The sequence below is a fragment of the Hydrogenophaga sp. genome (genome assembly GCF_014773545.1).
Lineage (GTDB): Bacteria > Pseudomonadota > Gammaproteobacteria > Burkholderiales > Burkholderiaceae_C > Hydrogenophaga.
Window position 1 is genome coordinate 307381 of the sequence record NZ_SDDV01000001.1, and the last position, 24368, is coordinate 331748.

General features: G+C 64.8%; 25 protein-coding genes. 14 read left to right on the top strand and 11 right to left on the bottom strand.

The window, feature by feature from the left end; translation table 11 throughout:
* Positions 1–46: 46 nt before the first annotated feature.
* The 7 genes from rimP to EST26_RS01480 all read left to right on the top strand — a co-directional run bounded on the left by rimP (position 47) and on the right by EST26_RS01480 (position 9419).
* A complete protein-coding gene (gene rimP / locus EST26_RS01450; RefSeq protein WP_291064770.1) occupies positions 47–637 on the top strand; it encodes a ribosome maturation factor RimP in 591 nt (196 codons plus the stop codon).
* A 79-nt stretch (positions 638–716) separates the two neighbouring features.
* Complete coding sequence (gene nusA, locus EST26_RS01455; protein WP_291064772.1) at positions 717–2216, top strand: transcription termination factor NusA; 1500 nt, start codon at positions 717–719, stop codon at positions 2214–2216.
* A gap of 32 nt (positions 2217–2248) precedes the next feature.
* Positions 2249–5170 carry a translation initiation factor IF-2 gene (gene infB, locus EST26_RS01460; RefSeq protein ID WP_291064774.1) on the top strand — a complete coding sequence of 974 codons (2922 nt, stop codon included), beginning with the start codon at positions 2249–2251 and terminating at the stop codon, positions 5168–5170.
* A 13-nt stretch (positions 5171–5183) separates the two neighbouring features.
* Positions 5184–5555: a 30S ribosome-binding factor RbfA gene (gene rbfA / locus EST26_RS01465; protein WP_291064776.1), complete on the top strand. Its 372-nt coding sequence runs from the start codon at positions 5184–5186 to the stop codon at positions 5553–5555.
* 32 nt (positions 5556–5587) lie between these two features.
* Complete coding sequence (gene truB / locus EST26_RS01470; RefSeq protein ID WP_291064778.1) at positions 5588–6598, top strand: tRNA pseudouridine(55) synthase TruB; 1011 nt, start codon at positions 5588–5590, stop codon at positions 6596–6598.
* Complete coding sequence (gene typA / locus EST26_RS01475; RefSeq protein ID WP_291064780.1) at positions 6595–8418, top strand: translational GTPase TypA; 1824 nt, start codon at positions 6595–6597, stop codon at positions 8416–8418. The genes truB and typA overlap by 4 nt, the downstream gene beginning before the upstream one ends.
* Positions 8418–9419, top strand: coding sequence for a DMT family transporter (locus EST26_RS01480; RefSeq protein WP_291064782.1), 1002 nt, complete (start codon positions 8418–8420; stop codon positions 9417–9419). Before typA ends, EST26_RS01480 begins: the two co-directional genes overlap by 1 nt.
* Before the next feature lie 43 nt (positions 9420–9462).
* On the opposite strand, the gene smpB is transcribed toward EST26_RS01480, so the two are convergent.
* Entirely contained in the window at positions 9463–9957 is a 495-nt protein-coding gene (smpB, locus tag EST26_RS01485) for an SsrA-binding protein SmpB (RefSeq protein ID WP_291064784.1), read from the bottom strand.
* Positions 9958–10082: 125 nt separating this feature from the next.
* Between smpB and EST26_RS01490 the strand changes: the two genes are divergently transcribed.
* Complete coding sequence (locus tag EST26_RS01490; RefSeq protein ID WP_291064785.1) at positions 10083–10529, top strand: type II toxin-antitoxin system RatA family toxin; 447 nt, start codon at positions 10083–10085, stop codon at positions 10527–10529.
* A 17-nt stretch (positions 10530–10546) separates the two neighbouring features.
* Entirely contained in the window at positions 10547–10876 is a 330-nt protein-coding gene (locus EST26_RS01495) for an RnfH family protein (protein WP_291064787.1), read from the top strand.
* Between the two features lie 273 nt (positions 10877–11149).
* On the opposite strand, the gene EST26_RS01500 is transcribed toward EST26_RS01495, so the two are convergent.
* Together EST26_RS01500 and EST26_RS01505 are read right to left on the bottom strand one after the other, a co-directional pair.
* Positions 11150–11971 carry an IS30 family transposase gene (locus EST26_RS01500; protein WP_291064788.1) on the bottom strand — a complete coding sequence of 274 codons (822 nt, stop codon included), beginning with the start codon at positions 11969–11971 and terminating at the stop codon, positions 11150–11152.
* Positions 11968–12150, bottom strand: coding sequence for a hypothetical protein (locus EST26_RS01505; protein ID WP_291064833.1), 183 nt, complete (start codon positions 12148–12150; stop codon positions 11968–11970). Before EST26_RS01505 ends, EST26_RS01500 begins: the two co-directional genes overlap by 4 nt.
* 134 nt (positions 12151–12284) lie before the next feature.
* Here EST26_RS01505 and EST26_RS01510 point away from each other — a divergent pair, with 134 nt between their 5' ends.
* Together EST26_RS01510 and EST26_RS01515 are read left to right on the top strand one after the other, a co-directional pair.
* Complete coding sequence (locus EST26_RS01510) at positions 12285–13583, top strand: DUF445 domain-containing protein (RefSeq protein ID WP_291064790.1); 1299 nt, start codon at positions 12285–12287, stop codon at positions 13581–13583.
* A 160-nt stretch (positions 13584–13743) separates the two neighbouring features.
* On the top strand, positions 13744–14055 hold the full coding sequence (locus EST26_RS01515) for a hypothetical protein (RefSeq protein ID WP_291064792.1): 312 nt from the start codon (positions 13744–13746) through the stop codon (positions 14053–14055).
* Positions 14056–14120: 65 nt separating this feature from the next.
* Here the strand turns inward: EST26_RS01515 and miaA are convergent, their stop codons facing one another.
* The 6 genes from miaA to EST26_RS01545 form a co-directional block, all read right to left on the bottom strand.
* A complete protein-coding gene (miaA, locus tag EST26_RS01520) occupies positions 14121–15143 on the bottom strand; it encodes a tRNA (adenosine(37)-N6)-dimethylallyltransferase MiaA (protein WP_291064793.1) in 1023 nt (340 codons plus the stop codon).
* Positions 15144–15214: 71 nt separating this feature from the next.
* Positions 15215–16000, bottom strand: a complete 786-nt coding sequence (gene kdsB / locus EST26_RS01525; protein ID WP_291064795.1) for a 3-deoxy-manno-octulosonate cytidylyltransferase — start codon at positions 15998–16000, stop codon at positions 15215–15217.
* Positions 15997–16203 carry a Trm112 family protein gene (locus EST26_RS01530; RefSeq protein ID WP_291064796.1) on the bottom strand — a complete coding sequence of 69 codons (207 nt, stop codon included), beginning with the start codon at positions 16201–16203 and terminating at the stop codon, positions 15997–15999. Before EST26_RS01530 ends, kdsB begins: the two co-directional genes overlap by 4 nt.
* A 27-nt stretch (positions 16204–16230) precedes the next feature.
* Positions 16231–17316 (bottom strand): tetraacyldisaccharide 4'-kinase, encoded by a 1086-nt coding sequence (gene lpxK, locus EST26_RS01535; RefSeq protein ID WP_291064797.1) that lies wholly within the window; start codon positions 17314–17316, stop codon positions 16231–16233.
* A gap of 14 nt (positions 17317–17330) precedes the next feature.
* A complete protein-coding gene (locus tag EST26_RS01540) occupies positions 17331–17771 on the bottom strand; it encodes a biopolymer transporter ExbD (protein ID WP_291064798.1) in 441 nt (146 codons plus the stop codon).
* 6 nt (positions 17772–17777) lie between these two features.
* A complete protein-coding gene (locus EST26_RS01545; RefSeq protein ID WP_291064799.1) occupies positions 17778–18419 on the bottom strand; it encodes a MotA/TolQ/ExbB proton channel family protein in 642 nt (213 codons plus the stop codon).
* Positions 18420–18790: 371 nt separating this feature from the next.
* Here EST26_RS01545 and xseA point away from each other — a divergent pair, with 371 nt between their 5' ends.
* Both xseA and EST26_RS01555 read left to right on the top strand, forming a co-directional pair.
* Positions 18791–20044, top strand: coding sequence for an exodeoxyribonuclease VII large subunit (gene xseA, locus EST26_RS01550; protein ID WP_291064829.1), 1254 nt, complete (start codon positions 18791–18793; stop codon positions 20042–20044).
* An 82-nt stretch (positions 20045–20126) separates the two neighbouring features.
* Positions 20127–20708, top strand: a complete 582-nt coding sequence (locus EST26_RS01555) for a Fe-Mn family superoxide dismutase (protein ID WP_291064801.1) — start codon at positions 20127–20129, stop codon at positions 20706–20708.
* 68 nt (positions 20709–20776) lie between these two features.
* On the opposite strand, the gene EST26_RS01560 is transcribed toward EST26_RS01555, so the two are convergent.
* Positions 20777–21214: a DUF192 domain-containing protein gene (locus EST26_RS01560; RefSeq protein ID WP_291064831.1), complete on the bottom strand. Its 438-nt coding sequence runs from the start codon at positions 21212–21214 to the stop codon at positions 20777–20779.
* Positions 21215–21437: 223 nt separating this feature from the next.
* Between EST26_RS01560 and icd the strand changes: the two genes are divergently transcribed.
* Complete coding sequence (gene icd / locus EST26_RS01565; RefSeq protein ID WP_291064802.1) at positions 21438–22691, top strand: NADP-dependent isocitrate dehydrogenase; 1254 nt, start codon at positions 21438–21440, stop codon at positions 22689–22691.
* 360 nt (positions 22692–23051) lie between these two features.
* Here icd and EST26_RS01570 read toward each other — a convergent pair whose 3' ends face one another.
* On the bottom strand, positions 23052–24248 hold the full coding sequence (locus EST26_RS01570; RefSeq protein ID WP_291064804.1) for an IS4 family transposase: 1197 nt from the start codon (positions 24246–24248) through the stop codon (positions 23052–23054).
* Between the last annotated feature and the right edge of the window lie 120 nt (positions 24249–24368).

A 24368-nucleotide genomic window follows, 5' to 3' on the forward strand; every position in this document is an offset into this window, starting at 1 on the left:
GCTTTTACTTTCTCAGCACCCCAATCCAGGGCAGACACGACGCAAGATGGCTTGGCAGGAAACCGTAGAACAAACCGTGACCGGGCTGGGTTACGACCTGGTCGAACTCGAGCGTTGCGCTGGAGGTTTGCTGCGGGTGACGATAGATTGGCCTTGGCAGCCGCCGCTGGCTGGACAGCCGCTGGCCGTGCAGCGCTTCGTCACGGTCGAAGACTGCGAAAAAATCACCCGCCAGTTGCAGTATCTGCTCGAAGTCGAGGGTCTGGAGTACCGCCGGCTCGAGGTCGGCTCGCCGGGCATTGACCGCTTGCTCAAGGGCGAGCTCGATTTTGTTCGCTTCCAGGGTTGCGTGCTGGACATCGTATTGAAAGAGCCGATCGGCGTCACGGGCGCCGGCGTGGCGGCCAATCGCAAGAAGTTTCGCGGCACGCTCGAGCGCACTGCAGACGGCTTGGGCTGGCAACTGGTCTGGAGCGACGAGCCTGCGCTCAAGCCGGGGCAGCGCGTGAGCAAGAAGCGCGCTGCGCCGCCCTTGCAGGCCATGCGCTTCAAGCTCGACGAGTTGCAGCAGGCGCGACTGGCGCCGCTGGTGAATTTCAAGGGTCGCAGCGACCCGGGCGCGCAAGCCGCGCCATGAGGGTCATGGGTCGTTGCTGGCCGTGGCTGGATTACGGTTTTGAGTCTGAACAAAGATTGCTGAAAAGGTGGCGAGTGAAATGAACCGCGAAATGTTGATGCTGATCGATGCGATCTCGCGCGAGAAAAATGTCGAGCGCGACGTGGTGTTGGGCGCAGTGGAGCAGGCGCTGGCTTCGGCCACCAAGAAGTTCTACAAAGGCGAGGTCGATATTCGCGTCGTCATGGACCCCGATACCGGTGCTTATGAAAGCTTTCGCCGTTGGCTGGTGGTGCCCGATGCGGCTGGTTTGCAAAACCCGGACGCCGAGGAGCTGCTGTCGGACGCACGCGAGGAGCTGGCCGACATCGAAGAAGGCGACTACATCGAGAAGTCGATCGAAAGTGTGCCGATCGGACGCATAGGCGCCATGGCTGCCAAGCAAGTCATTTTGCAAAAAATCCGCGACGCCGAACGCGAAATGCTGCTGAATGACTTTATGTCGCGTGGCGACAAAATTTTTGTCGGCACCGTCAAGCGCATGGACAAAGGTGACTTGATCATCGAGAGCGGTCGCGTGGAAGGTCGATTAAAGCGCAGCGAGATGATTCCGAAGGAGAATTTCCGCACGGGCGACCGCGTGCGCGCCATCATCAAAGATGTCGATCTGACGCTGCGTGGCGCGCCCATCGTCTTGTCGCGTTCGGCGCCGGCCTTCATGGTCGAGTTGTTTCGGCAGGAAGTGCCCGAGGTCGAGCAAGGCCAGTTGGAGATCAAGGCTTGTGCCCGCGATCCTGGCTCACGCGCCAAGATTGCCGTACATACGATGGACAAGCGCATCGACCCGATTGGCACCTGCGTCGGGGTGCGCGGCTCGCGCGTCAACGGTGTGACCAACGAGCTGGCCGGCGAACGGGTGGACATTGTGCTCTGGAGCGAAGACCCGGCGCAGTTCGTGATTGGCGCGCTTGCACCGGCCAATGTGCAGTCGATCATGGTCGACGAGGAGCGCCACGCCATGGACGTGGTGGTGGACGAGGAAAATCTCGCCATTGCCATTGGCCGCGGCGGGCAAAACGTCCGCCTGGCGTCTGAATTGACCGGCTGGCGCATCAATATCATGACCGTTGACGAGTCGGCGCAGAAGCAAAACGCCGAGGCGCAAGGCATTCGCACGCTTTTCATGGCCAAGCTCGACGTCGATCAAGAAATTGCCGACATCCTGATCGAAGAAGGCTTCACCAGTCTGGAGGAGGTGGCTTATGTGCCCCTGCAGGAAATGCTGGAGATCGAGTCTTTCGACGAGGAAACCGTCAACGAGCTGCGCAGCCGCGCCAAGGACGTTTTGTTGACGATGGAGATTGCCCGCGAAGAAAGCGTCGGGGATGTGTCGCAGGACTTGCGCGACCTCCAAGGCGTGACGCCCGAATTGGTGGCCAAGCTGGCCGACGGCGGCATTCACACCCGCGATGAATTGGCCGACTTGTCCAGCGACGAGTTGACCGACATCACCGGGCAAACTTCAGAAGAAGCCACCGCGCTGATCATGCAAGCTCGCGCCCACTGGTTCAGCGCCGACCCGGCGCAGCCTTCGGTCTGAGCGTATCAGGGCCCTCGCGGAGAAAACAAACCATGACCAGTACCACCGTTGCCGAATTGGCCGCCGAGCTGAACAAGCCCACTTCATTGTTGCTGGAGCAACTCAGCGCCTCCGGTGTGCCGAAAGTATCGGGTGCCGATCGGCTGACCGATTCCGACAAGCAGATGCTGCTGGAGCACCTCAAGCTCAGCCACGGCACCGCCAGCGGTGAGCGCAAGAAAATCACCCTGGTGAAGAAGTCGACCTCGGAGATCAAACAGGCCGACGCCACTGGGCGCTCGCGCACGATTCAGGTCGAGGTACGCAAGAAGCGCACCTTCATCCAGCGCGAAGAAGAAGTGACGGCCGCGCCGCCACAGCCCGTGCCGGTTTTCAGCGACCCTCAGATTGAGCAGGCCGAGCTGGAGCGGCGCGAGGAAGATGCACGCCGCCAGGCCGCCCTGCTCCAGCGGCAGGAAGAAGACCTGGCGCAGCAGCGGCGCGAGCGTGAAGCCGAGGAGGCGCGCCGCGTGCAGGCCGAACAGGCGCGCGCCGCCGCCGAGGCGGCACAACTCGCCGCCGCAGCGCAAGTGAAAGCAGTTGCGGCGCCAGCGCCGCTGGCTCCGAGCCAGCAGGCGCTGGCGGCCGAAGCGGCCCGCTTGGAGCAGGTCAAGGCGCAGGCGCAGGCGCGCGAGTCCGCTGCCCGTGAGCTGGCCGAGAAAAACGCGCAGGCCAAAAAGGCCGAGGAACTGCGCGCCCAAGACCTGCTGGAGCGGCGCCGCAAGGCCGAAGCCGAGGCCGCCAATATTCGCGCCATGATGGCTTCGCCCGCCAAGACCATGCTGGCGAAAAAACCCGTTCCCCCGCCGGCACCGGCACCGGCACCGGCACCGGTAGCCGATGCCAAGGCAGGCATCAAAGGCACCTTGCACAAGCCGGTCGGTGTGCCCGGCAAACCGGCCGCAGCCACAAGCAAACCGGCGCCCGCCGGCAGCGCCGGCACGGCCGGCGCCGGCAAAAAAGAAGTCAAGTCGGAGAACCTGTCTTCGACTTGGAAAGACGACGCCGCCAAGAAAAAAGAAATCAAGACCCGCGGCGACACCAGCGCCGGACGCGCCAACTGGCGCGGCGGCCCCAGGGGCGGCAGCGGGCGGCGCAACGACCGCGACGCGCGCGGCGACACGGGCCACGGCGGTTTTGTCGCACCGTCCGAATTCAAAGTAATAGAAGTGCACGTGCCCGAGACCATTACGGTGGCCGAGCTGGCGCACAAAATGAGCTTGAAATCGTCCGAGGTCATCAAACAGTTGATGAAGCTGGGCCAGATGGTCACCATCAACCAGCCGCTGGACCAAGACACCGCCATGATCGTGGTGGAAGAACTGGGGCACCGCGCCGTGGTGGCTGCGCTGGACGACCCGGAAGCCTTCACCGACGAAGAAGTGTTGCCGCAGGCGCAGCAACTGTTGCCGCGTGCGCCGGTGGTCACCGTCATGGGCCACGTAGACCACGGCAAGACCTCGCTGCTGGACTACATTCGCCGCACCAAGGTGGCAGCCGGTGAGGCCGGCGGCATTACCCAGCACATCGGTGCTTACCACGTGCAAACGCCGCGCGGCATGGTGTCGTTCCTCGACACACCGGGCCACGAGGCCTTCACCGCCATGCGTGCCCGCGGCGCCCAGGCGACCGACATCGTGATTCTGGTTTGCGCGGCCGACGACGGCGTCATGCCGCAGACCAAGGAAGCAATCAAACACGCCAAGGCGGCCAAGGTGCCGATGGTGGTGGCGCTGACCAAGATCGATAAACCCGGCATTCAGCTCGAGCGCGTGCGCGCCGAACTGGTGGCCGAAGCCGTGGTGCCGGAAGAATTTGGCGGTGATACGCCTTTTGTGGGCGTGTCGGCCAAGACCGGCGTCGGCATAGACGCCTTGCTCGAGCAGGTGCTGTTGCAGGCCGAAGTGCTCGAGCTCAAGGCGCCGGTGGACGCCATGGCCAAGGGCCTGGTGATCGAAGCCCGGCTCGACAAGGGGCGCGGATCGGTGGCCACGGTGCTGGTGCAAAGCGGCACCCTCAAGACCGGCGACGTGGTGCTGGTGGGTCAGACTTCGGGCCGGGTGCGCGCCATGCTGGACGAGAACGGCAAAGCCGTCAAGTCGGCCGGACCGTCGATTCCGGTTGAAATTCAGGGCTTGGCCGAGGTGCCGCAGGCCGGTGACGATTTCATCGTCATGAGCGACGAGCGCCGGGCGCGCGAAATCGCCACCTACCGGGCCGGCAAGTTCCGCAACACCAAGCTGGCCAGACAGCAAGCGGCCAAGCTGGAAACCATGTTCACCGACATGACGGCCGAAGAGGTCAAGCTGCTGCCCATCATCGTCAAGGCCGATGTGCAGGGTTCGCAAGAAGCGCTGGCGACCGCACTGCTCAAGCTCTCGACCGACGAGGTCAAGGTGCAATTGGTATACGCCGGTGTGGGCGGCATCAGCGAGAGCGACGTCAACCTCGCGATTGCTTCCAAGGCGGTGGTGATAGGCTTTAACGTGCGCGCCGACGTTGGTGCGCGCAAGCTGGCCGAGGGCAACGAGGTCGACCTGCGCTACTACAACATCATCTACGACGCGGTGGATGAACTCAAGGCCGCCATGTCGGGCATGTTGGCGCCCGAGAAGCGCGAGGAAATCATTGGCTCGGCCGAAATCCGCACCGTCTTCATCGCCAGCAAGATCGGCACCGTGGCGGGCTGTATGGTCACCTCGGGCCAGGTCACGCGCAGCGCGCATTTCCGCCTGTTGCGCAACAACGTGGTGGTGGTCAGCGGCGAGATCGAGACCTTGAAGCGGCTCAAGGACGACGTGCGCGAAGTCAAGGAAGGCTTTGAATGCGGCATCAAGCTGAAGAACTACAACGACATCAAAGAGGGCGATCAGCTCGAGTTCTTTGAGGTCAAGGAAGTTGCTCGCACGCTCTGAGCGGGTCATCGATATGGTGCGCAAAGCCTCCACCACCCCAAACCGCGGTTTGCGCGTGGCCGACCAGATCCAGCGCGATCTGGCCGAGCTGATTGCACGCGAGTTGAAAGACCGGCGCGTCGGCATGGTGACGATCAACGCGGTCGAAGTCACGCCCGACTACGCGCACGCCAAGGTGTTTTTCAGCCTGCTGAGCGGCAACCCGCAAGAAACCCTGCAAGGCCTGAACGCCGCTGCCGGTTTTCTGCGCAGCGGTCTGTTCAAGCGGCTGCACATCCACACCGTGCCGACGCTGCATTTTGTCTTTGACGACACCACCGAACGCGCCTGCGACATGAACGCCCTGATCGCCAAGGCGGTATCTTCGCGCGCCAAGGACGACTGAACATGCACCGTGCAGGGCCGTCCCAGGGAGCCTTGGCCCCCGCAGGGGGTGGCGATGCCTGCGCCGGCGCCGCGCGCGCGCCGCGCCAGCGGGTGCAGCGCCAGCCGCTGCACGGGCTGCTGCTGCTGGACAAACCGCTCGGGCTCTCCAGCAACCAGGCGCTGCAAAAAGTCAAGTGGCTGCTGCGCGCCGAAAAAGCCGGTCACACCGGCACGCTGGACCCGCTGGCCAGCGGCGTGTTACCCCTGTGTTTTGGTGCCGCCACCAAATTCAGCCAGTTGCACCTGGACGCCGACAAAAGCTACGAAACCGTGCTGCGCCTGGGTGTGAGCACCAGCACCGGCGACGCCGAAGGCCGCGTGACGCAGACCTGTGCGGTGCGCTGCACGCCGGGCCAGGTGGTCGAGACGCTGGATCGTTTCACCGGCCCCATCAGCCAGGTGCCGCCCATGTACAGCGCGCTCAAGAAAGACGGCAAACCGCTGTACGAATACGCCCGCGACGGCCAAACGCTGGAGCGCGCGCCGCGCCCGGTGCTGATTCACGAACTGGAACTGCTGGAGCTGCAATTGCAGGGCGACGCGCCCTGGTTGCGGCTGCGCGTGCGCTGCAGCAAAGGCACTTACATTCGCACCCTGGGCGAAGACATAGGCCAGGCGCTCGGGTGCGCTGCCCATGTCAGCCTGCTGCGCCGCTGCGCCAGCGGCGCGTTCGATCTGTCGCACTGCATCACGCTGGCGGCGTTTGAACAACTCGGCGAGGCCGAGCGGCTGGCGCGGCTGCTGCCAGTGCAGGCCCTGCTGGCAGGACACGAGCGCGTCACGCTCGACGCCGATCATGCAGCCCGATTCCTGAGCGGCGTGCGCCGCCGTGGCGACTGGCCCGACAACGCGCAGGTGGCGGTGTTCGGGCCTAAGCAGGGCGCCCAGGATTCGCTGCTGGGCAGTGCCCACATCCAAGGCGGCGAACTGATACCCGGGCGGCTGCTGAGCCCGATCGAAATACAGCACATTCTGCAAACCTCTGCCCACTCTTCATCATGAGCAAACAAATCCGCAACGTCGCCATCATCGCCCACGTCGACCACGGCAAAACCACCATGGTCGACCAACTGCTGCGGCAGTCCGGCACCTTTGCCGAGCACGAAAAAGTGGTCGACACCGTGATGGACAGCAACGCCATCGAACGCGAGCGCGGCATCACCATCCTGGCCAAAAACTGCGCCGTGAGCTGGCAGGGCACGCACATCAACATTGTCGATACCCCCGGCCACGCTGACTTTGGCGGCGAGGTCGAGCGCGCCTTGTCTATGGTCGACGGCGTGCTGCTGCTGATAGACGCGCAGGAAGGCCCGATGCCGCAAACCCGCTTCGTCACCAAGAAAGCGCTGGCGCTGGGACTCAAGCCGATCGTGGTGGTCAACAAGGTCGACAAGCCCGGCGCCAACCCGGACAAGGTGGTCAACGCCGCCTTCGATTTGTTTGACAAGCTGGGCGCCAACGACGAGCAGCTCGACTTTCCCGTGGTCTACGCCTCGGGCATCAACGGCTGGTCTTCGCTGCAAGAAGGTGCGCCGGGCGAGCAGTGGGGGCCGGACATGTCGGCCTTGTTTGACACCGTGCTCAAGCATGTGCCCGTCCAGCAGGGCGATCCGGCGGCGCCGCTGCAACTGCAAATCTCGGCGCTCGACTTCTCCAACTTCGTCGGCCGCATCGGTGTGGGCCGCATCAGCGCCGGCACCATCCGCCCGGCGATGGACGTGCTGGTGATGGAGGGCCCAAACGGCAAATCGATCAAAGGCCGCATCAACCAGGTGCTGACCTTCCAGGGGCTGGATCGGGTGCAGGTCAGCCAGGCCGGCCCGGGCGACATTGTGCTGATCAACGGCGTGGCCGACATCGGCATTGGCGTGACCGTGACCGACCCGCTCAATCCGGCACCTTTGCCTATGCTCAAGGTCGACGAGCCGACGCTGACCATGAACTTTTGCGTCAACACCAGCCCGCTGGCCGGGCGTGAAGGCAAGTTCGTCACCAGCCGCCAAATCTGGGACCGGCTGCAAAAGGAATTGCAGTCCAACGTGGCGCTGCGGGTGAAAGAAACCGACGAGGAAGGCATTTTCGAGGTGGCGGGCCGCGGTGAGCTGCACCTGACGATTTTGCTGGAGAACATGCGCCGCGAAGGCTACGAGCTGGCGGTGTCCAAGCCGCGCGTGGTGTTCAAAGACATCGACGGCGTGCGCCACGAGCCGATCGAGCTGGTGACGGCCGACATCGAGGAGCAGCACCAGGGTGGCGTGATGCAGGCGCTGGGCGAACGCAAGGGCGATCTGGTCAACATGGAGCCCGACGGCCGCGGCCGCGTGCGGCTGGAATACCGCATTCCAGCGCGCGGCCTGATTGGCTTTACCAACGAATTTCTGAACCTGACGCGCGGCTCGGGCCTGATCTCCAACATTTTTGACAGCTACGAGCCGCACAAGGGCGACATCGCCGGGCGCAAAAACGGTGTGCTGATCTCTATGGACGACGGTGAAATTTTCACCTACGCGCTGGGCAAGCTCGACGACCGCGGCCGCATGTTCGTGCGCGCCGGCGACCCGGTGTACGAGGGCATGATTGTCGGCATCCACAACCGCGACAACGATCTGGTGGTCAACGCCACCCGCACCAAGCAGTTGACCAACTTTCGCGTCTCTGGCAAGGAAGACGCAATCAAGATCACGCCACCGATAGACCTGAACCTGGAATACGGCGTCGAATTCATCGAAGACGACGAACTGGTCGAGATCACGCCCAAGAGCGTGCGGCTGCGCAAGCGCTTCCTCAAAGAGCACGAACGCAAGCGCTCCAGCCGCGACTGATGGGCGTCTGGCCTGTGCACGCAGCGCGCTTGCCCAGCCACAACCAGGCGGTGCTGCTGATGGTGCTGGTGGCGCTGCTGTGGTCCATGGCTGGCGTGGTGTCGCGCCAGTTTGAAGCGGTTGGCCGCTTCGAGGCGGCTTTTTGGCGCAGCGCCTTCACGGCCCTGTCCTTGCTGCTGCTGCTGCCGCTGTGGCGCGCCCGGCAGCGCCGGCAGCTCCCGTCGGCGGGCCGGCCGGCAAGCCCCGTTGCCTGGTGGCAGGTGTTCGAGCGTCACTGGGGCCTGGTGCTCGATTCCGGCTCGTTCTGGATTTGCGGTCTTTGCTGGGGCGTGATGTTCACCGCCTTGATGCTGGCGCTGACGCTGACCAGCGTGGCCAACGTGCTGGTGGTGTTGTCGGTCGGCCCGCTGCTCACTGCGTTGCTGGCGCGGCTGCTGATCGGCCAGCGCCTGGCCTGGCGTACCTGGCTGGCGGTGCTGCTGGCCGGACTGGGCATTGCCTATATGTTCGGCAGCCAATGGCTGCAGCCGGCGGCGGCGCCAGCGGTGTCGGACCACAAGCTGCTGCTGGGCTCACTGGTCGCCTTTTGCGTGCCGCTGGCCGGCGCCGTCAACTGGACGGTGGTGCAGCGCGCTCAAATTCAGGGCCAGACCATCGATCTGGTGCCTGCCGTGCTGCTCGGGGCGCTGCTCTCAACCCTGCTGACGCTGCCGCTGGCGCTGCCCTGGGCGGCGACCCGCTCCGATCTGGCCTGGTTGGCGTTTCTGGGGCTGTTCCAATTGGCCATTCCCTGCGTGCTGGCGGTGATTTGTGCGCGCGTGCTCAAGGCGTCTGAAGTCTCCTTGCTGAGCTTGCTGGAGGTGATTTTCGGCATTTTCCTGGCCTGGCTCTGGGCCAACGAAACACCTGCCAATCCGGTGCTGCTGGGTGGCAGCGTGGTGGTGAGCGCCCTGGTGCTCAACGAGTGGTTGGGCTGGAGGCAGCGCGCCAAGCAGCCCTGATCGAGATCGCTCTTGCGGCGCGCGCCTGCGCGTCCAGTCGCTCTCAGCGCTGTCGATTCTTCATGGCCCGCTGCACCTCGCGCTGGCCCTCGCGCTCTTTGATGGTGTCGCGCTTGTCGTGCTCAGCCTTGCCTTTGGCCAGCGCTATTTCACACTTGACCTTGCCGTTCTTCCAGTGCAGGTTGAGCGGCACCAGGGTGTAGCCCTTTTGCTCAACCTTGCCAATCAAGCGGCGAATCTGGTCTTTTTGCAGCAGCAGCTTTTTGCTACGCACCGCATCCGGGCTGATGTGCGTGGAGGCGGTGTTCAGGGGGTTGATCTGGCAGCCAATCAGAAACAGCTCGCCCGTGCGGATCACCACGTAGCCGTCGGTCAATTGCACCTTGCCAGCGCGCAGCGCCTTGACCTCCCAACCTTGCAGCACCATGCCGGCCTCGAAGCGTTCCTCGATCGCGTAGTTGAAGAAAGCCTTTTTGTTGTCGGCAATGCGGCTGTCAAGGCCTTTGGTGCTGGCGGTTTTGCTGGATTTGGTGGCCATGAGGGCACAGGTGAGGACGCATGGCAGAACATGCAAGACCCATACAATAGAGGGCGAGGGCCTGGCGCGTGGATAGCACGGTTTGGCAACAGGCCAAAAACAGCTCGCGCACAGCCCCTGATTGTATGAAAACCATTCACAAGTCGGTTTTGCTCTGGCACAGTGCGCACGAAATGTTTGCGCTGGTGACAGACGTTGCGCACTACCCCGAGTTTTTGCCCTGGTGTGAGCATGGCGAGGTGCTGGAGCGGGCCGAACACGGCGTGGTGGCCAAAGTGGGCATGGCCGTCAGTGGCTGGCACCACAGCTTTACCACCCGCAACGTGCACGAAGTCGACCGCAAGGTGTTCATTGAGCTGGTGGACGGGCCGTTTTCTCATCTGGACGGCTGCTGGGAGTTCACCTCCTTGGGCGACGGCAGCGAGCCCGCCTGCAAGATCGATTTCACCTTGAGCTACGCTTTCTCCAGCGTGACGCTGGCAGCGCTGGTCGGGCCCGTGTTCGACCGCCTTGCCAGCAATCTGGTGGACGCTTTCGTCAAGCGTGCCGACCAGGTCTACGGCTGCAACTGAGCGCTGCCGGGGCTGGGATGCAAGTCACCCTGATTTATTCCAGCGCGCCGCGCACCGTGCATGAAGCGGTGCTGGAGTTGGACGAAGGGGCGACGGTGGAGCAAGCCTTGCGGCAAGCCGGGTGGTTGCAGCGCTTTCCTGAAATAGGCTCGACCGATCTGACGCTGGGCGTGTGGGGGCGCCGGGCCGGGCCACAAACGCCGTTGCGCGCCGACGATAGGGTAGAGGTCTATCGCGCCCTGCGCGTCGATCCCAAAGTGGCGCGCAAAGAGCGCTTCGTCGCTCAGGGTGCGCGGGCGGCCGGTTTGTTCAGCCGAAAAAAACCGGGGTCCGAGGCGGGCTACTGAGTGCCCGCGCGCAGCCGGCGGACTGAGAGCATGAGAGTTTTTCTCCAGGCCGCAGCAAGCGGCTAGCTCAGTGGCTGAGAATTCGGCCTGATGACATCAGGCGATCTGGGTCCCTGATGGCCACTTCAAATTCCCCCACCTATGGCCAGTCAAATTCCCCTAGCAGCCTGTCGGACTCAGCAATTCAAAAACCCGACCGATTTTGAAGTTGCTTAAAAAATAGGCAATTTGGGGTGAATTCCCAGGATTTTTTGACTTTTTCACAGGGCGCATTCAAGCCCCAAGTGCAACGGGGTTGATGATAGCGGACCAATACGCCTGGAAGTCGAATGATCCTTCGGGGAGGAACAGTTCGGCAGGTGACTTCCAGCCCAGGGACTTGCGAGGTTTGGCGTTGTGGTGAAAGGCGATCGCATCGAGCTGCTCCTGGGTGTGCTCGCTCAGGTCCGAGCCCTTGGGCAGCACGCGGCGCAGCAAGCCATTGGTGTTCTCATTGATGCCCCGCTCCCAAGGGCTGTAGGGGTGGGCAAAGAACACTTTGATACCCGTTGCCTCAGACAAGGCCTGGTGGTGCGCCATCTCCTTGCCGTTGTCATACGTCATCGACAAGCGCATGGCCGCATCGAGCCGGTTGAGGGCCATGCCAAAGCGCTGCGCAGTGTGCTCGGCCGTGGCGCAGTCGAGTTGAACCAGCACGGTGTAGAGCGTCTTGCGTTCAACCAGCGTGCCGATCTGGGACTGGTTTCGGGCGCCCTTGATAAGGTCGCCTTCCCAGTGACCAGGCACCAGTCGTTCACTGACCTCGATGGGGCGCTCCTCAATGCTGACGGCACCGGGGATGAGGCCCCGGCGGTCGGTGCCCGCACTGCGAGGGCGGCGGGTTTTGTGGCCCCGTGGCAGCAGCGCCAGTATTTCGGCGCGCAACTCGCCGCGAGGCATGGCGTACAGGGCGGTGTAGATCGTCTCGTGACTGATGCGAACAGGATCGAGCATACGTTGGAGTATGCCGCTGGCCTGCTCAGGCGAGAGGCCCCCACGCAAAGATTCCAGGACGCGATCCCACAGCCGGTTGCCATGGATCATCTTGCGCGTCACGCGTGGTTGGCAAGCCAGGCGCAGGGCGCGCTGGTGGGCACGGGCGCAGCGGTAGCCCCCAGCAATAGGAGGATGACTTCAACGACAAAGCGCGCCAGGTGGTCTTGGGTGAGCCAATCGTCCACCGACGGGGGCAACAGGTAGTCGGTTTTGCGGTCGGTGGGAATGAAGTTGGGCATGGTCAAAATCACCAATCGGGGCAGGTGGAATGGTAACAAATTGCTATGCCTTATGTAGCATTTTGGAAAGAAATTCTGGCGCTTCAAGTCCGACAGGCTGCTAGGCGCTGGCCAAAGCGGGCACACTGGCGGCCATGAAAGCGATCCTGCCACACCACCGCAGCGCCAGCCTGGCGCAGATGAAGGCCATGGCGCTGGGCCTGCTGCTGCTGTCGGCCGTCATCTACGTGCTGGCCACGCTGCTCGAGCCGCGCCACGCGGCCTGGTCTTACGTGGCGGCGGCGGCCGAGGCGGCCATGATAGGCGCGCTGGCCGACTGGTTCGCGGTGGTGGCGCTGTTTCGCCACCCGCTCGGGCTGCCGATTCCGCACACCGCCATCATCGTCGCCAACAAAGACCAGCTGGGCGCGCAGTTGGCGCGCTTTCTGGGTGACCATTTCTTGCTAGCCGAGCATTTGCGGCGCGCGCTGGCACGCTGGGACTTGGCGCACGAGCTGGCTTTGTGGCTGGTGCGACCCGAAGCGGCGCGGCGGCTGAGCCAGTGGCTGCAACGCCTGGTGCCCGCTGTGCTCGACGTGCTAGACCAGACCCCGGCGCGGCATTGGGTTGCCGCGCTGGCGCAACGCCTGCTGCGCGAGCTCGACCTGGCCGCCCTGGGCGGCCAGGCGCTGGCCGCGCTGACCGCGCAGGGCCACCACCAGCAGTGGCTCGACGGCTTGCTGCGACAACTGGCGCAATGGGCCGAGCAGGAGCCGACGCAGGAACGTCTGACCGAGGCCATTGCGCGCGAACTCAAGGAGCTCAAATACCTGGGGCTGGACCAGGTGGCCGCCCGGCTGGCCACGCGCAAACTGGTGGCTGCGCTCTCGCGCACCTTGTCCGAAGTGGCGCAAGACCCGCAGCACGAGCTGCGCGCGCGCTTTGACGACTGGATGAACGATTCGATTCAGCGCCTGCAGAACGACCCCGACTGGCAAGCGCGCGTGGCGCTGTGGCGCGATACCTGGTTGGCGCAACCCGACTGGCGCGAACCAGTCGAAGCCTGGTGGCACGAGTTGCTGGAGCAATTGCGCGCCGAATCCAGCCAGCCCGGTTCCGCGCTGGGCGAGCGCATCGCCCTGCTGGCGCAGGCCAGCGGCCAGCATTTGTTGGCCGACGCGGCGCTGCGCGACTGGCTCAACCGGCAGGCGCAGTACGCGCTGTTGCGCGTGCTGCGCAGCGGGCGCGAAACCATGGTCGCTTTCGTCACCCAGCGCGTGCAGGCCTGGGACGCGCAGGAAATGAGCCGGGTGCTGGAAAACCACATCGGTCGCGATCTGCAGTTCATCCGCATCAACGGCACGCTGGTGGGCGCGCTGGTCGGTCTGCTGGTGCACAGCCTGACCGAGGCCGCGCTGGCCTGGCCGCTGGTGCAGGCCTGGATGCAGCCCTGAGTGCAGCCGGGCAGCGACCGCTTCAGCCGCCGCCGGGGCACCAGGCGGGCCGGGGTTTGGAGCGGTCCATTTTTGGTGAAACTTTGTTTTCACCGCCTTTTTGACCCATGACGAGGCGGCTGTTCCCAACAGAATGCGACACTGCACTTTTTGAGCTTCCATGCAAGTGATTCACATCCACTCCGAGGCACCAGTCCAGCCGGCGGTGGGAGCGCCCTGCAATGGCTGCGGCGTGTGTTGCCTGGTCGAGCCTTGCCCGCTGGGCCAGTGGGTCTCTCGCAAACGCAGCGGCGCTTGCGATGCATTGCGCTGGGACGATGTGCAACAGCGCTACCGCTGCGGTGTCATCAGCGATGCAGTTGGCGTGCTCGGCCCGCGCTGGGCGTGGGCAGCGCCGCTGCTGCGCCGACTGGCGCTGCGCTGGATCGCGGCCGGTATCGGGTGCGACGCGAACCTGCAACGCCAGCGCTGACAATGCCCGCCTGCTGAACTTTCCCGTCCCCGCCTGGCACAGCGGGGCGCTCGGACACCGTGCTGTCACCGCAGCGCTTGGCCGGCATCTGCTGCCAACAAGCCGCAAGCGGCGGCTCCAGTGGGTGCGCCCAGCAGCCGCTCGACCGTCTGCAGCAAGCGTGGCGTCGCGTCGGGCGCGTCGGCTGCCAGCACCTGCCGCTCGGACATGCTGCGCAGCCAGGTGAGCTGGCGCTTGGCCAGTTGGCGCGTGGCAAAAATGCTACGTTCACGCCATTGGCTGAGTTGGGCTGGCGTGGGCGGGTCGGCGGCGGCCAGCAATTCCCAGGCCTGGCGGTAGCCGACGCAGCGCATCGACGGCAGCGCCGGGTGCAAATCGCCGCGTGCGCGCAAGCGCTGCACTTCAGCCAGCAAACCGGCCGCCTGCATGGTGTCGAAACGCTCGGCTATGCGCTGGTGCAGCCAGCCGCGGTCTTGGGGTTCGAGCGCAATCAGCGCCGCGGGAGCCAGCGGGCCGCAAGCGGTGCTGCGTCCGCTGTGCAGTGCTGACAGCGGCTGGCCGGTGAGGGTTTGCACTTCGAGCGCGCGCGCAATGCGTTGCGCATCGTTGACCGATAGGCGCGCTGCGGTGGCCGGGTCTTGCTGCGCCAGCTCGGCGTGCAGCGCTGGCCAGCCGTGCACGCGCGCGCGCGACTCGATCGCCAAGCGCAGCGCCGCGTCGGCGCGCGGCAGATCGTCCAGTCCTTGCAGCAAGGCCTTGAAGTACAGCATGCTGCCGCCGACCAGCAAGGCGTTGCGCCCGCGCGCATTGATTTGCCCGATCAAGTGCCGGGCGTCGACGGCAAATTCAGCCGCGCTGTAGGCCTGCAGCGGGTCGCGGATGTCGATCAGGTGATGCGGCACCGCCGCTTGTTCGGTGGCGCTTGGCTTGGCGGTGCCGATGTCCATGCCGCGGTAGACCAGCGCCGAATCGACGCTGACGATCTCCACCGGCCAGTGTTGCGCAATGGCGAGTGCGGCCGCGCTCTTGCCGCTGGCAGTCGGTCCGGCCAGCGCGATGCAGCGGGTGTTTGGGGTTGGGGCTGACATGGCAGGGGGTGCGAGCGCGCGCGGGGCGGCCAGGGAAGCGGGTTTGCGGCGCCGGCGCTCTGGCGCCAGCGTCACGGCGCGCTCAGCAGGGCCCGCACGTGTTCGAGGTCGGCGGCGGTGTCCACTCCTGGCGCCGGCGCGTGTGTGCTCAGATGCACCGCGATGCGCTGGCCATGCCAGAGCACGCGCAACTGCTCGAGCGCTTCGGTGGCCTCCAGCGGTGCTGGCTCCAGCGTGGGAAAGCGGCGCAGAAAGCCGGCCCGGTAGCCGTAAATGCCGATGTGGCGCAGCGGCGCCGGCGTCGGCAGGGCAGCGCAGGCGTTCGCTGCCGTCTGGGCGTCGCGCCAGCAGGGAATCGGCGCGCGGCTGAAATAGAGCGCGCTGCGGTCGCGGGCCAGCACCAGCTTGACCACGTTGGGGTTGAGGAAATCGGCCACGCGGTCGATGGCGTGTGCGGCAGTGCTCATCACGCAGTCGGGGCGCTGGCGCAGTTCGTCTGCCACTGCGTCGATCAGCGCCGGCTCGATCAGCGGTTCGTCGCCCTGTACATTGACCACCAGCTCGTCGTCGGCCAGTCCAAGCAGGTCACAGGCCTGTGCCAAGCGGTCGCTGCCGCTGGCGTGCCGGGTGTCGGTCAGCAGGGCGGGAATGCCGTGCGCCTGGCAGGCCTGGACGATGCGCGCGTCGTCGGCTGCGACCACGCAGCGGCTGGCCCGGCTCAGGCGTGCGCGCTGCGCCACTCGCACCACCATGGGCAGGCCGGCCAGGTCGGCCAGCGGCTTGTTGGGCAGTCGGCTCGACGCCAGCCGGGCCGGAATCAGCACCGTGAAGCCGGCCCCCGGCGCCGGCCGGCTCATGGCTGCGGCGTGGCGGTGTGGGGGCGCGCCGCTTCTTCTTCGCTCAGGGTGCGCGCTTCGTGCTCCAGCAAAATGGGAATGCCGTCGCGCACCGGGTAGGCCAGGCGTGCGCTGCGCGAGAGCAGCTCTTGTTTGTCGCGGTCATAGATCAGCGGTCCCTTGGTGACCGGGCAGACCAGCAGTGCCAGCAGTTTGGTGTCCATGGTGCCGATGATAGTCGGGTGTGCGGTTTAGCTTGGTTTGCCGGGTCTGTGGCGGCGCAGGCGTTCGTCGACGGCGTGAAAAAATGCCGGCTCGGGGCTGAGTTCGAGCGCCACCGACCAGACCCTGGCGGCGCAGACGTCACCGGCCAGCAGGGCAAACAGTTTGACGGCGTCTTTTTCGGTGCACAGCAGCGTGCTGTGCTCGTCTTGCCGCAGGCGTTGGCAGGCGTCGGCGTAGTCGGCGGCGTCGGCGTGGTCGACCAGCGCCAGCTCTTGCAGCAGCGTCAACCCGCAGGCACGCAACATAGCAAAAAAGACCTCGGGCCGGGCAATGCCGGCCACGGCAAGCACACGCTGGCCGCGCAGTTGCGTCAGCGCCATCACCGCGCCGCCGGGGCCGACGGCGCAGTCGGCCAGACGGCGCAGCGCATGGAACACCGGCACGCCGGGCGGTGCCACCAGCAGCGCCGGGCAGATGCCGGTGCGGTGCTGCTGCAGCACCAGGTCGACCGGCGCAGGCCGGGTGCTGGGCGGCCAGGGTTCGCGCAACAAACCTGCCGGCAACAGCCAGCCGTTGCCCACGCCGCGCTCGTCGAAGACGGCAATCGCCAGCTCGCGCTGTAGCGCCAGGTGTTGCAGGCCATCGTCGCAGAGCAACAGGTCGACTTCGGGGTGCGCCGCCAGCAACGCGCGCGCGGCAGCGACCCGGCGTGCCGCCACGAACACCGGCACGCCGCTGCGGCGCTGAATCAGCGCCGGCTCGTCGCCGGCGTCGGCGGCACTGCTGCCGGCATGAACCTCCAGCACCGTCTGGGCACGGCGGCCATAGCCGCGTGAAACCACGCCCGGGCGCCAGCCCTGCTGCTGCAAATGCCGCAGCAGGGCGAGCACGGTCGGGGTTTTTCCGGCGCCGCCCAGCACCACATTGCCGACCACGATGACCGGTACCGGCAGTTGATGCCGGGTGAAAAAACCCACGCTGTACAACCAGCGCCGCAGCGCCACCAGTGCGCCGTAGCACAAGGCCCAGGGCCACAGCAGCCGCGCCAGCGGCCCGCGTCGCACGGCGTTGGCCTGCCAGCGGGCGTGGCGCCGGGCCGAACCTGAACCCATGAGGCGGCCGCGCCTCAGGGCCGCGCGGGTGCGCCAGCCGCGCCCGGCTGCTGCTGGGTGGAGAAGGTGATTTGCACCAACCCGGCGCGGCGCGCGGCGTCCATCACGTTGATGACCGACTGGTGCGTGGCGACGGCGTCGGCGCTGATGACCACCACCACGTCGGGGCTGCCCTGCGCGGCCAGCGCCAGCGCGTGTGTGAGTGCGGGCACGCTGGCGTCGGCGAGCAGTTCGCGGTTGATTGAGTAGCGGCCGTCGCGGCCGACCGCCACCACCACCTCCCGGGGCTTGTCGCGCAGCGCCTGCGCGTCGGCCAGCGGCAGGTTGACCTGCAACTCGGTGTACTTGCTATAGGTGGTGGTCAGTATCAGGAAGATCAGCACCACCAGCAAAATGTCGATGAACGGAATCAGATTGAGCTCGGGCTCGTCGCGCTCGCCAGGTCGGAAGTTCATGGCGGCTCAGGCGCGCAGGGTGAGCAGGTGGCGGGCAAAACGCTCGGCCGCCAGTTCCATGGTCAGCAGGTATTCGTCCACCCGGGAGCGAAAATAACGCCAGAACACCAGCGCCGGAATGGCGATGATCAGGCCGAAGGCGGTGCTGTACAAGGCAATCGAGATGCCGTGCGCAAGCTGGGTCGGGTTGCCGCCACCCGGTGCCACGCCCATGCCGCCGTCTACGCCTTGCGAGGCAAAAATCTCTATCATGCCGATAACGGTGCCCAGCAAGCCGAGCAAGGGTGCGGCCGATGCGATGGTGGCGATCGCGCCCAAGTAGCGTTGCAGCTTGGCGCCAGCGCGGCGGCCGGCGCCTTGCAAACTGGCGCGCAAATCGTCTTCGCTGGCGTTGGGGTCGCCGCTCAGGGTGCGAAAGCCGCTTGCCAACACCTCGCCCAGAACCGAGTTTTGCTCCAGTTGGTCCACCACCTCGGGGCCCGGAATGCCGGTGCGCGACACCATGATGGCTTCTTCCAGCAGCTTGGGCGGCACGATTTTGCTGCTCTTGAGACTGATGAAGCGTTCGATGACCAGGGTCAGCCCCAGCACCGAGCAGGCGATCAAGGGCCAGACCGGCCAGCCAGCGGCTTGTATGATGGAAAGCAAATCGGGCTCCAGACTAGGCCGCCAGGCGGGCGACCAATCGACAAGCTCGAATTATGGCGCAGACCGCTTGCGTTTGTGCTGCCTGGCGGGTGTCGCTGATTCTGTGGATAACTTTGTGAAGAACCTGCCAAAAAGCCAGCATCGCTTGGCGCCTGCAACGCGGCGCGGCCGCGCAAAAACCGGACCAACGCTGCAAAACGCCTATAAATCAAGCCGCTGGCAGCCGTGTGCGCTGGGGTTCGGTGTGTTGCAGCAAAGCCCTGGCGTGCGCTCGGGTTGTGGACAGATATCGAACGGGGGATGCGGTGACTGAGCCCTTGTTGGCTGCCGAACCTTTGCACGGTCGCCCGGTCTGGGCGCTGGGCCCGCTCATGCGCGCCGTGGCCGACGCGCTGGCCGTGCGTTTGAACCCGGTCGTGGTGCGGGGCGAGGTGGCCGGTTTTTCCCGCGCCGTCAGCGGGCATTGTTATTTTTTGCTCAAGGACGATGGCGTGCAGTTGCGCTGCGCGCTGTTTCGCCGCGCTGCCGATCAGCTCGCCTTCGTCCCGGGCGACGGCCAGTTGGTGCAGGCGCGCGGCAAGCTCGACGTCTACGGTGCGCGCGGCGAACTGCAACTGATCGTCGAGAGCTTGCAGCCGGCCGGGCAGGGCGTGTGGTTCGAGCAGTTTTTGCGCCTCAAAGCCCGGCTCGAGGCCGAAGGTCTGTTCGATGCCGCGCGCAAACGAGCGCTGCCTGCGCAGCCGCGCAGCATCGGCGTGGTGACTTCGTTGGGCGCGGCCGCCTTGCGCGACGTGGCCAGCGCGCTGCGCCGGCGTGTGCCGCACCTGCCGGTATACATTTATCCCAGCGCCGTGCAGGGCGCGCAGGCGCCGGCCGAACTGTGCGCGGCCTTGCGGCTGGCCTACCAGCGATTTGCGCAGCAGCGCGAGGCCGAGGTGTTGTTGCTGGTGCGCGGCGGCGGTTCGCTGGAAGATTTGTGGGCCTTCAACGACGAGCAACTGGTGCGTACCTTGGCCCAGGCGCCGATGCCGGTGGTGTGCGGTGTCGGACACGAAACCGATTTCACCCTGGCCGATTTCGTCGCCGACCTGCGCGCACCCACGCCCAGCGCCGCTGCTGAGCTGTGCGCGCCGGCGCGCTTGGCCCGGCTGGGCGAGCTGTCTTACCTGCACGAACGTCTGCACGACGCCGTTTTCAACGCCATCGACCAACGCGGCCAGTGGCTCGACCGCCTGAGCCAGCGCCTGGGGCGACCCTCGGGTCGCGTGCACGACAGCCAGCAGCGGCTCGCTGGCCTGCAACACCGGCTCGAACGCGCGCTGCTGCGCACCAGTCAGCGCCAGCAGTTGCGCCTGCAAGCGCTGCAAGACGCGCTGGAGCAAGCGCGCACGCGCCTGCTGGATCGGCATGGCCAGCGCCTGCAGCGGCTCGATGCGGCCCTGGGTCTGCTCGACCCGCGGCTGGTGCTTGGGCGCGGCTACGCCTTTTTGAGTGACAGCCAGGGCCACTTGGTGACACACACCGGCCAGGCCCGGCCTGGGCAGACCCTGCGCGCGTCGCTGTTGGACGGCGAGCTGCTGTTGACGGTCGATGACTGCTTGCCAGCGGCCCGCCAAAGCCCCTGAAGGGCATGGTTTCATCTGGCATGCCTACAATCCGCGCTGCCCCCACTTGACATTTCACATTCCAACGCAGAAGGAAAACCCGATGGAACACACCCTGCCCCCACTGCCCTATGGGCTGGACGACCTGGCACCGCACTACAGCCGCGAAGCGCTGGAGTTTCACCACGGCAAGCACCACAACGCCTACGTGGTCAACCTCAACAACCTGCAAAAGGGCAGCGAGTTTGAAACCCTGGCGCTGGAGGACATCATCAAGAAATCCAGCGGAGGCGTTTACAACAACGCGGCCCAGATCTGGAACCACACTTTCTTCTGGAACTGCATGAAGCCCCAAGGCGGCGGCGAACCCAGCGGCGCACTGGCGGCGTCCATCAACGCCAAGTGGGGCAGCTACGCCGCCTTTCGCGAAGCCTTCATCAAGAGCGCTGTGGGCAACTTTGGCTCGGGCTGGACCTGGCTGGTGAAAAAAGCCGACGGCACGCTCGACATCGTCAACATGGGCGCGGCCGGCACACCGCTGACCACCGGCGACCAAGCCCTGCTGACCGTTGATGTGTGGGAGCACGCCTATTACATCGACTACCGCAACCTGCGTCCCAAGTTTGTCGAAACTTTCCTCGACAAGTTGGTGAACTGGTCGTTTGTGCAGGCCAACTACGCCTGATGGCTTGGCCGTTCGGGTGGCGCGGGTAGACCGACAGGATGCTGGTGCGCTGAATCGACTGCTCGTCTTCAGCGCGACCGAAACGGCGCGCCGCTGACGTGCTGACCGGGCCGAATGCCGCGTTTGGAAAACCAGCTCTGGTTCATCTCCAGCACGTAGCGCACCGGTTGCACCGAGCAGTGGCTTTGCTCGGAATGCGGCTGCATGTCGGCCAGGTTGACGATGCGGCCGTCATCGGCCAGAAAAGCCGCCGTCAGCGGCAGCGGGGTGTGCTTCATCCAAAAGCACTGCACACCCGCGTGTTCGAAGATGAACAGCATGCCTTCGTGCTGCGGCATGCTGCTGCGGTACATCAGGCCGATTTGTCGCTGCTGCGGAGTTTGTGCCACTTGAGCGTCGATCTGGTGCATGCCTACGCTCAGGGGCATGCGCGGCAGATCCAACTGGGGCAAGCTGGCGCCCGGCCCGGCCCAAGCCAGGTGGCCGGCGCCGACCAGCGCCGCCAGCGTCAGCCGCCGGAGCAGGCGCGCGACGAACCAAGGAACGAGCAAAAGAAAAACGCGCACGCAACCCCCCTTTGCCCCATGAAGCGCCGGGCACTTGTCAGTTTTGGTACAGCGAGTCAGACTAGAATCGTTTGCGAGCATCAGCTGAGATGATGTTTCATTTGGCACTGCAGCCGCAGTTTGCCACATCGATCAATACCGCACATCCCGGAGACCCGAATTCATGTACCAGCACATCCAGGTGCCCGCAGCAGGCCAGAAGATCACCGTCAACGCCGACATGTCGCTCAACGTGCCAGACGAGCCCATTATTCCTTACATCGAAGGCGATGGCACCGGTTTGGACATCACGCCTGTGATGCTCAAGGTGGTCGATGCGGCGGTGGCCAAGGCCTACGGCGGCAAGAGGAAAATTCACTGGATGGAGGTCTACGCGGGCGAGAAGTCGACCCGGGTTTACGGCCCCGACGTCTGGCTGCCCGAAGAAACGCTGTCCGCCCTGCGTGACTATGTGGTCTCGATCAAAGGCCCGCTGACGACGCCGGTTGGCGGCGGCATCCGCTCGCTCAACGTGGCGCTGCGCCAGGAACTTGACCTCTACGTCTGTCTGCGTCCGGTGCAGTACTTCAAAGGCGTGCCGTCGCCGGTGAAAGAGCCGGAAAAGACCAACATGGTGATATTCCGCGAGAACTCGGAAGACATTTACGCCGGCATCGAATACGAAGCCGAATCCGATAAGGCACGCAAACTGATCAAGTTCCTGATCGACGAGATGGGCGTGACCAAGATTCGTTTTCCCGCCACGTCCGGCATTGGCATCAAGCCGGTCAGCCGCGAGGGCACCGAACGCCTGGTGCGCAAGGCCATCCAGTACGCGATCGACAACGACAAGCCCAGCGTGACCATTGTGCACAAGGGCAACATCATGAAGTACACCGAAGGTGGTTTTCGTGACTGGTCTTACGCGCTGGCGCAGCGCGAGTTCGGCGCCGAACTGATCGACGGCGGCCCGTGGTGCACCTTCAAAAACCCCAAAACCGGCAAAGACATCATTGTCAAAGACAGCATTGCCGACGCTTTCCTGCAGCAGATTTTGCTGCGCCCGGCCGAGTACTCGGTGGTGGCCACGCTCAACCTCAACGGCGACTACATCTCGGACGCGCTGGCAGCGCAGGTCGGTGGCATTGGCATTGCGCCGGGCGCCAACCTATCGGACTCGGTGGCCTGTTTCGAGGCCACCCACGGCACCGCGCCCAAGTACGCCGGCAAGGACTACGTCAACCCCGGCTCGGAAATTCTGTCGGCCGAAATGATGCTGCGCCACATGGGCTGGACCGAAGCCGCCGACTTGATCATCAGTTCGATTGAAAAATCGATCGCCAGCAAGCAAGTCACCTACGACTTCGCGCGCCTGATGGAGGGCGCCACCCAGGTGAGCTGCTCGGGCTTTGGTCAGGTGATGATAGAAAACATGTAAGTTCGCCCCGACTCGGCCCGCCGTGGCCGTCAAGCCCTGCAAACCGCCAGACAAGCCTGCTTCTCTGGCGGTTTGCATAAGGGGCCGCAGATCGATAATCGATCTGCTTCAGCCGCTTGTCTGAGGCGGCGGCTCCTGGTCATTTTCGAACGCAGTATTTTCCAACCTAGGCACAATACTGTTCAGATACGCAACACTGGCACCGGCTCATGCTTGAGGTGTAGAGGGGTGCCACGTCGTCGAACGGTGTAGTTGCTCATCTTGCGTTTGACGCCACGCGGGTTGAGGCGCCCACGACTACTCACGCAGCGGCCACTGGCGATCTCGTTGAGCAACGCGTTGCGCCATGCCGGCAGGCGCTCAGGGGGGAATGGCCGCGGCTTGCGGCATCTTTCGCTTGATCACGCGCAACGCGTGGACAAAGCTCAGGCGGTCCGGATCGAGTCCCTGCTGCCAAGCCGCGCGCTCCATCAACTGGCGCACTCCGTAGTGCGCCAGCAGCAGACCCCACAGTTCCTGCTGGACGAGATCGGGCGTCTTGCTGCGCAGCACCGTGCTGGTCGAGCGCATGTGCGTCTTGAACTCATCGAAGACGCTTTCGACCTCCCAGCGCTCGTGGTACAGCGCCGCCAGTTCCAGCGCTGGCGCCGCCTCGGGGTCCAGGATATTGGTGACCAATCGGTAGCTGTCTTGCACGGGACTCGCCGAGTCCTTCAACGTGTAGTCAATGACCCGCACTCGCTGGCCGTTGCGCCTGGCGCGATCTTCGCTGTCGAACACGGTGCTCAGGTATGAACCGTCGGCAAGCTCTTGCTCCACTGGCAGGCCCAGATTGGACTTGACGCGCCACAGTAGCTTGGCGCCGCTGGCGCACGCCTGCCACAACTTGAAGCTGTAGAAGTTGCGCTCGGCCATGACCAACATGTCGCCGTTGAGTTTGGCCGGCAGCAACTCCGCCGCCATGGCCACCTCACTGTGGCTGTAGGGCGCTATGCTCGCGGCCACCACCGCATGCGTACCGCACTCAACCAGGCCGAGCAAGCGCGCCTGCGGGAATGCGCTCTGGCCACGCGACGCGGCCGGATAGCCGAAGAACTTGGCGTTGGCCGCCTCGTCGGCCACGTCCATGCAACTGCCGTCCACTGCCATCAAGCGCCAGCCCCGGTACCACGCCCCAGGCGCTTCGGGGCGCGCCATCGGCTTCAGTACCCGATCAGCGAGTTGCTTCATGACTTGCGGGCCCAGGCGAGTACGCGCCTGCGAGATCGCCGACTTGCTGGCCTGTACCGCGCCCGACGCGCCGCCGCTGAGCCATTGCAAACCTTCGCACACCACGCGCAGCACTTCTTCCAATGGCGCTTCGCGCCATAAAGCCAACGCCATCACGTAATAGACGACCGCCGGGGCCGGCAGTAGCCGCTCGCGCTGGCTTGCCTTGCCGGTTTGTGCCAGTACATCGTCGATCAGCGCCCGAGGACAAACACTGGCCAACACGCCGGTGCTGATCAGATGCGCCACGTCAATCTTATCTGGCAGTGCCTTGCGCGTTCTCGCCATCGTGTTCGCGTCTCGAAGTCGGGATGCGCGAATTATGATTCGTGGCGAGCTATTTGAACAGTATTGGGCCTAGGGTTAACGCGTAGCACCGGGGCCGGGGGCCGCCGTCGTGGATGCGGT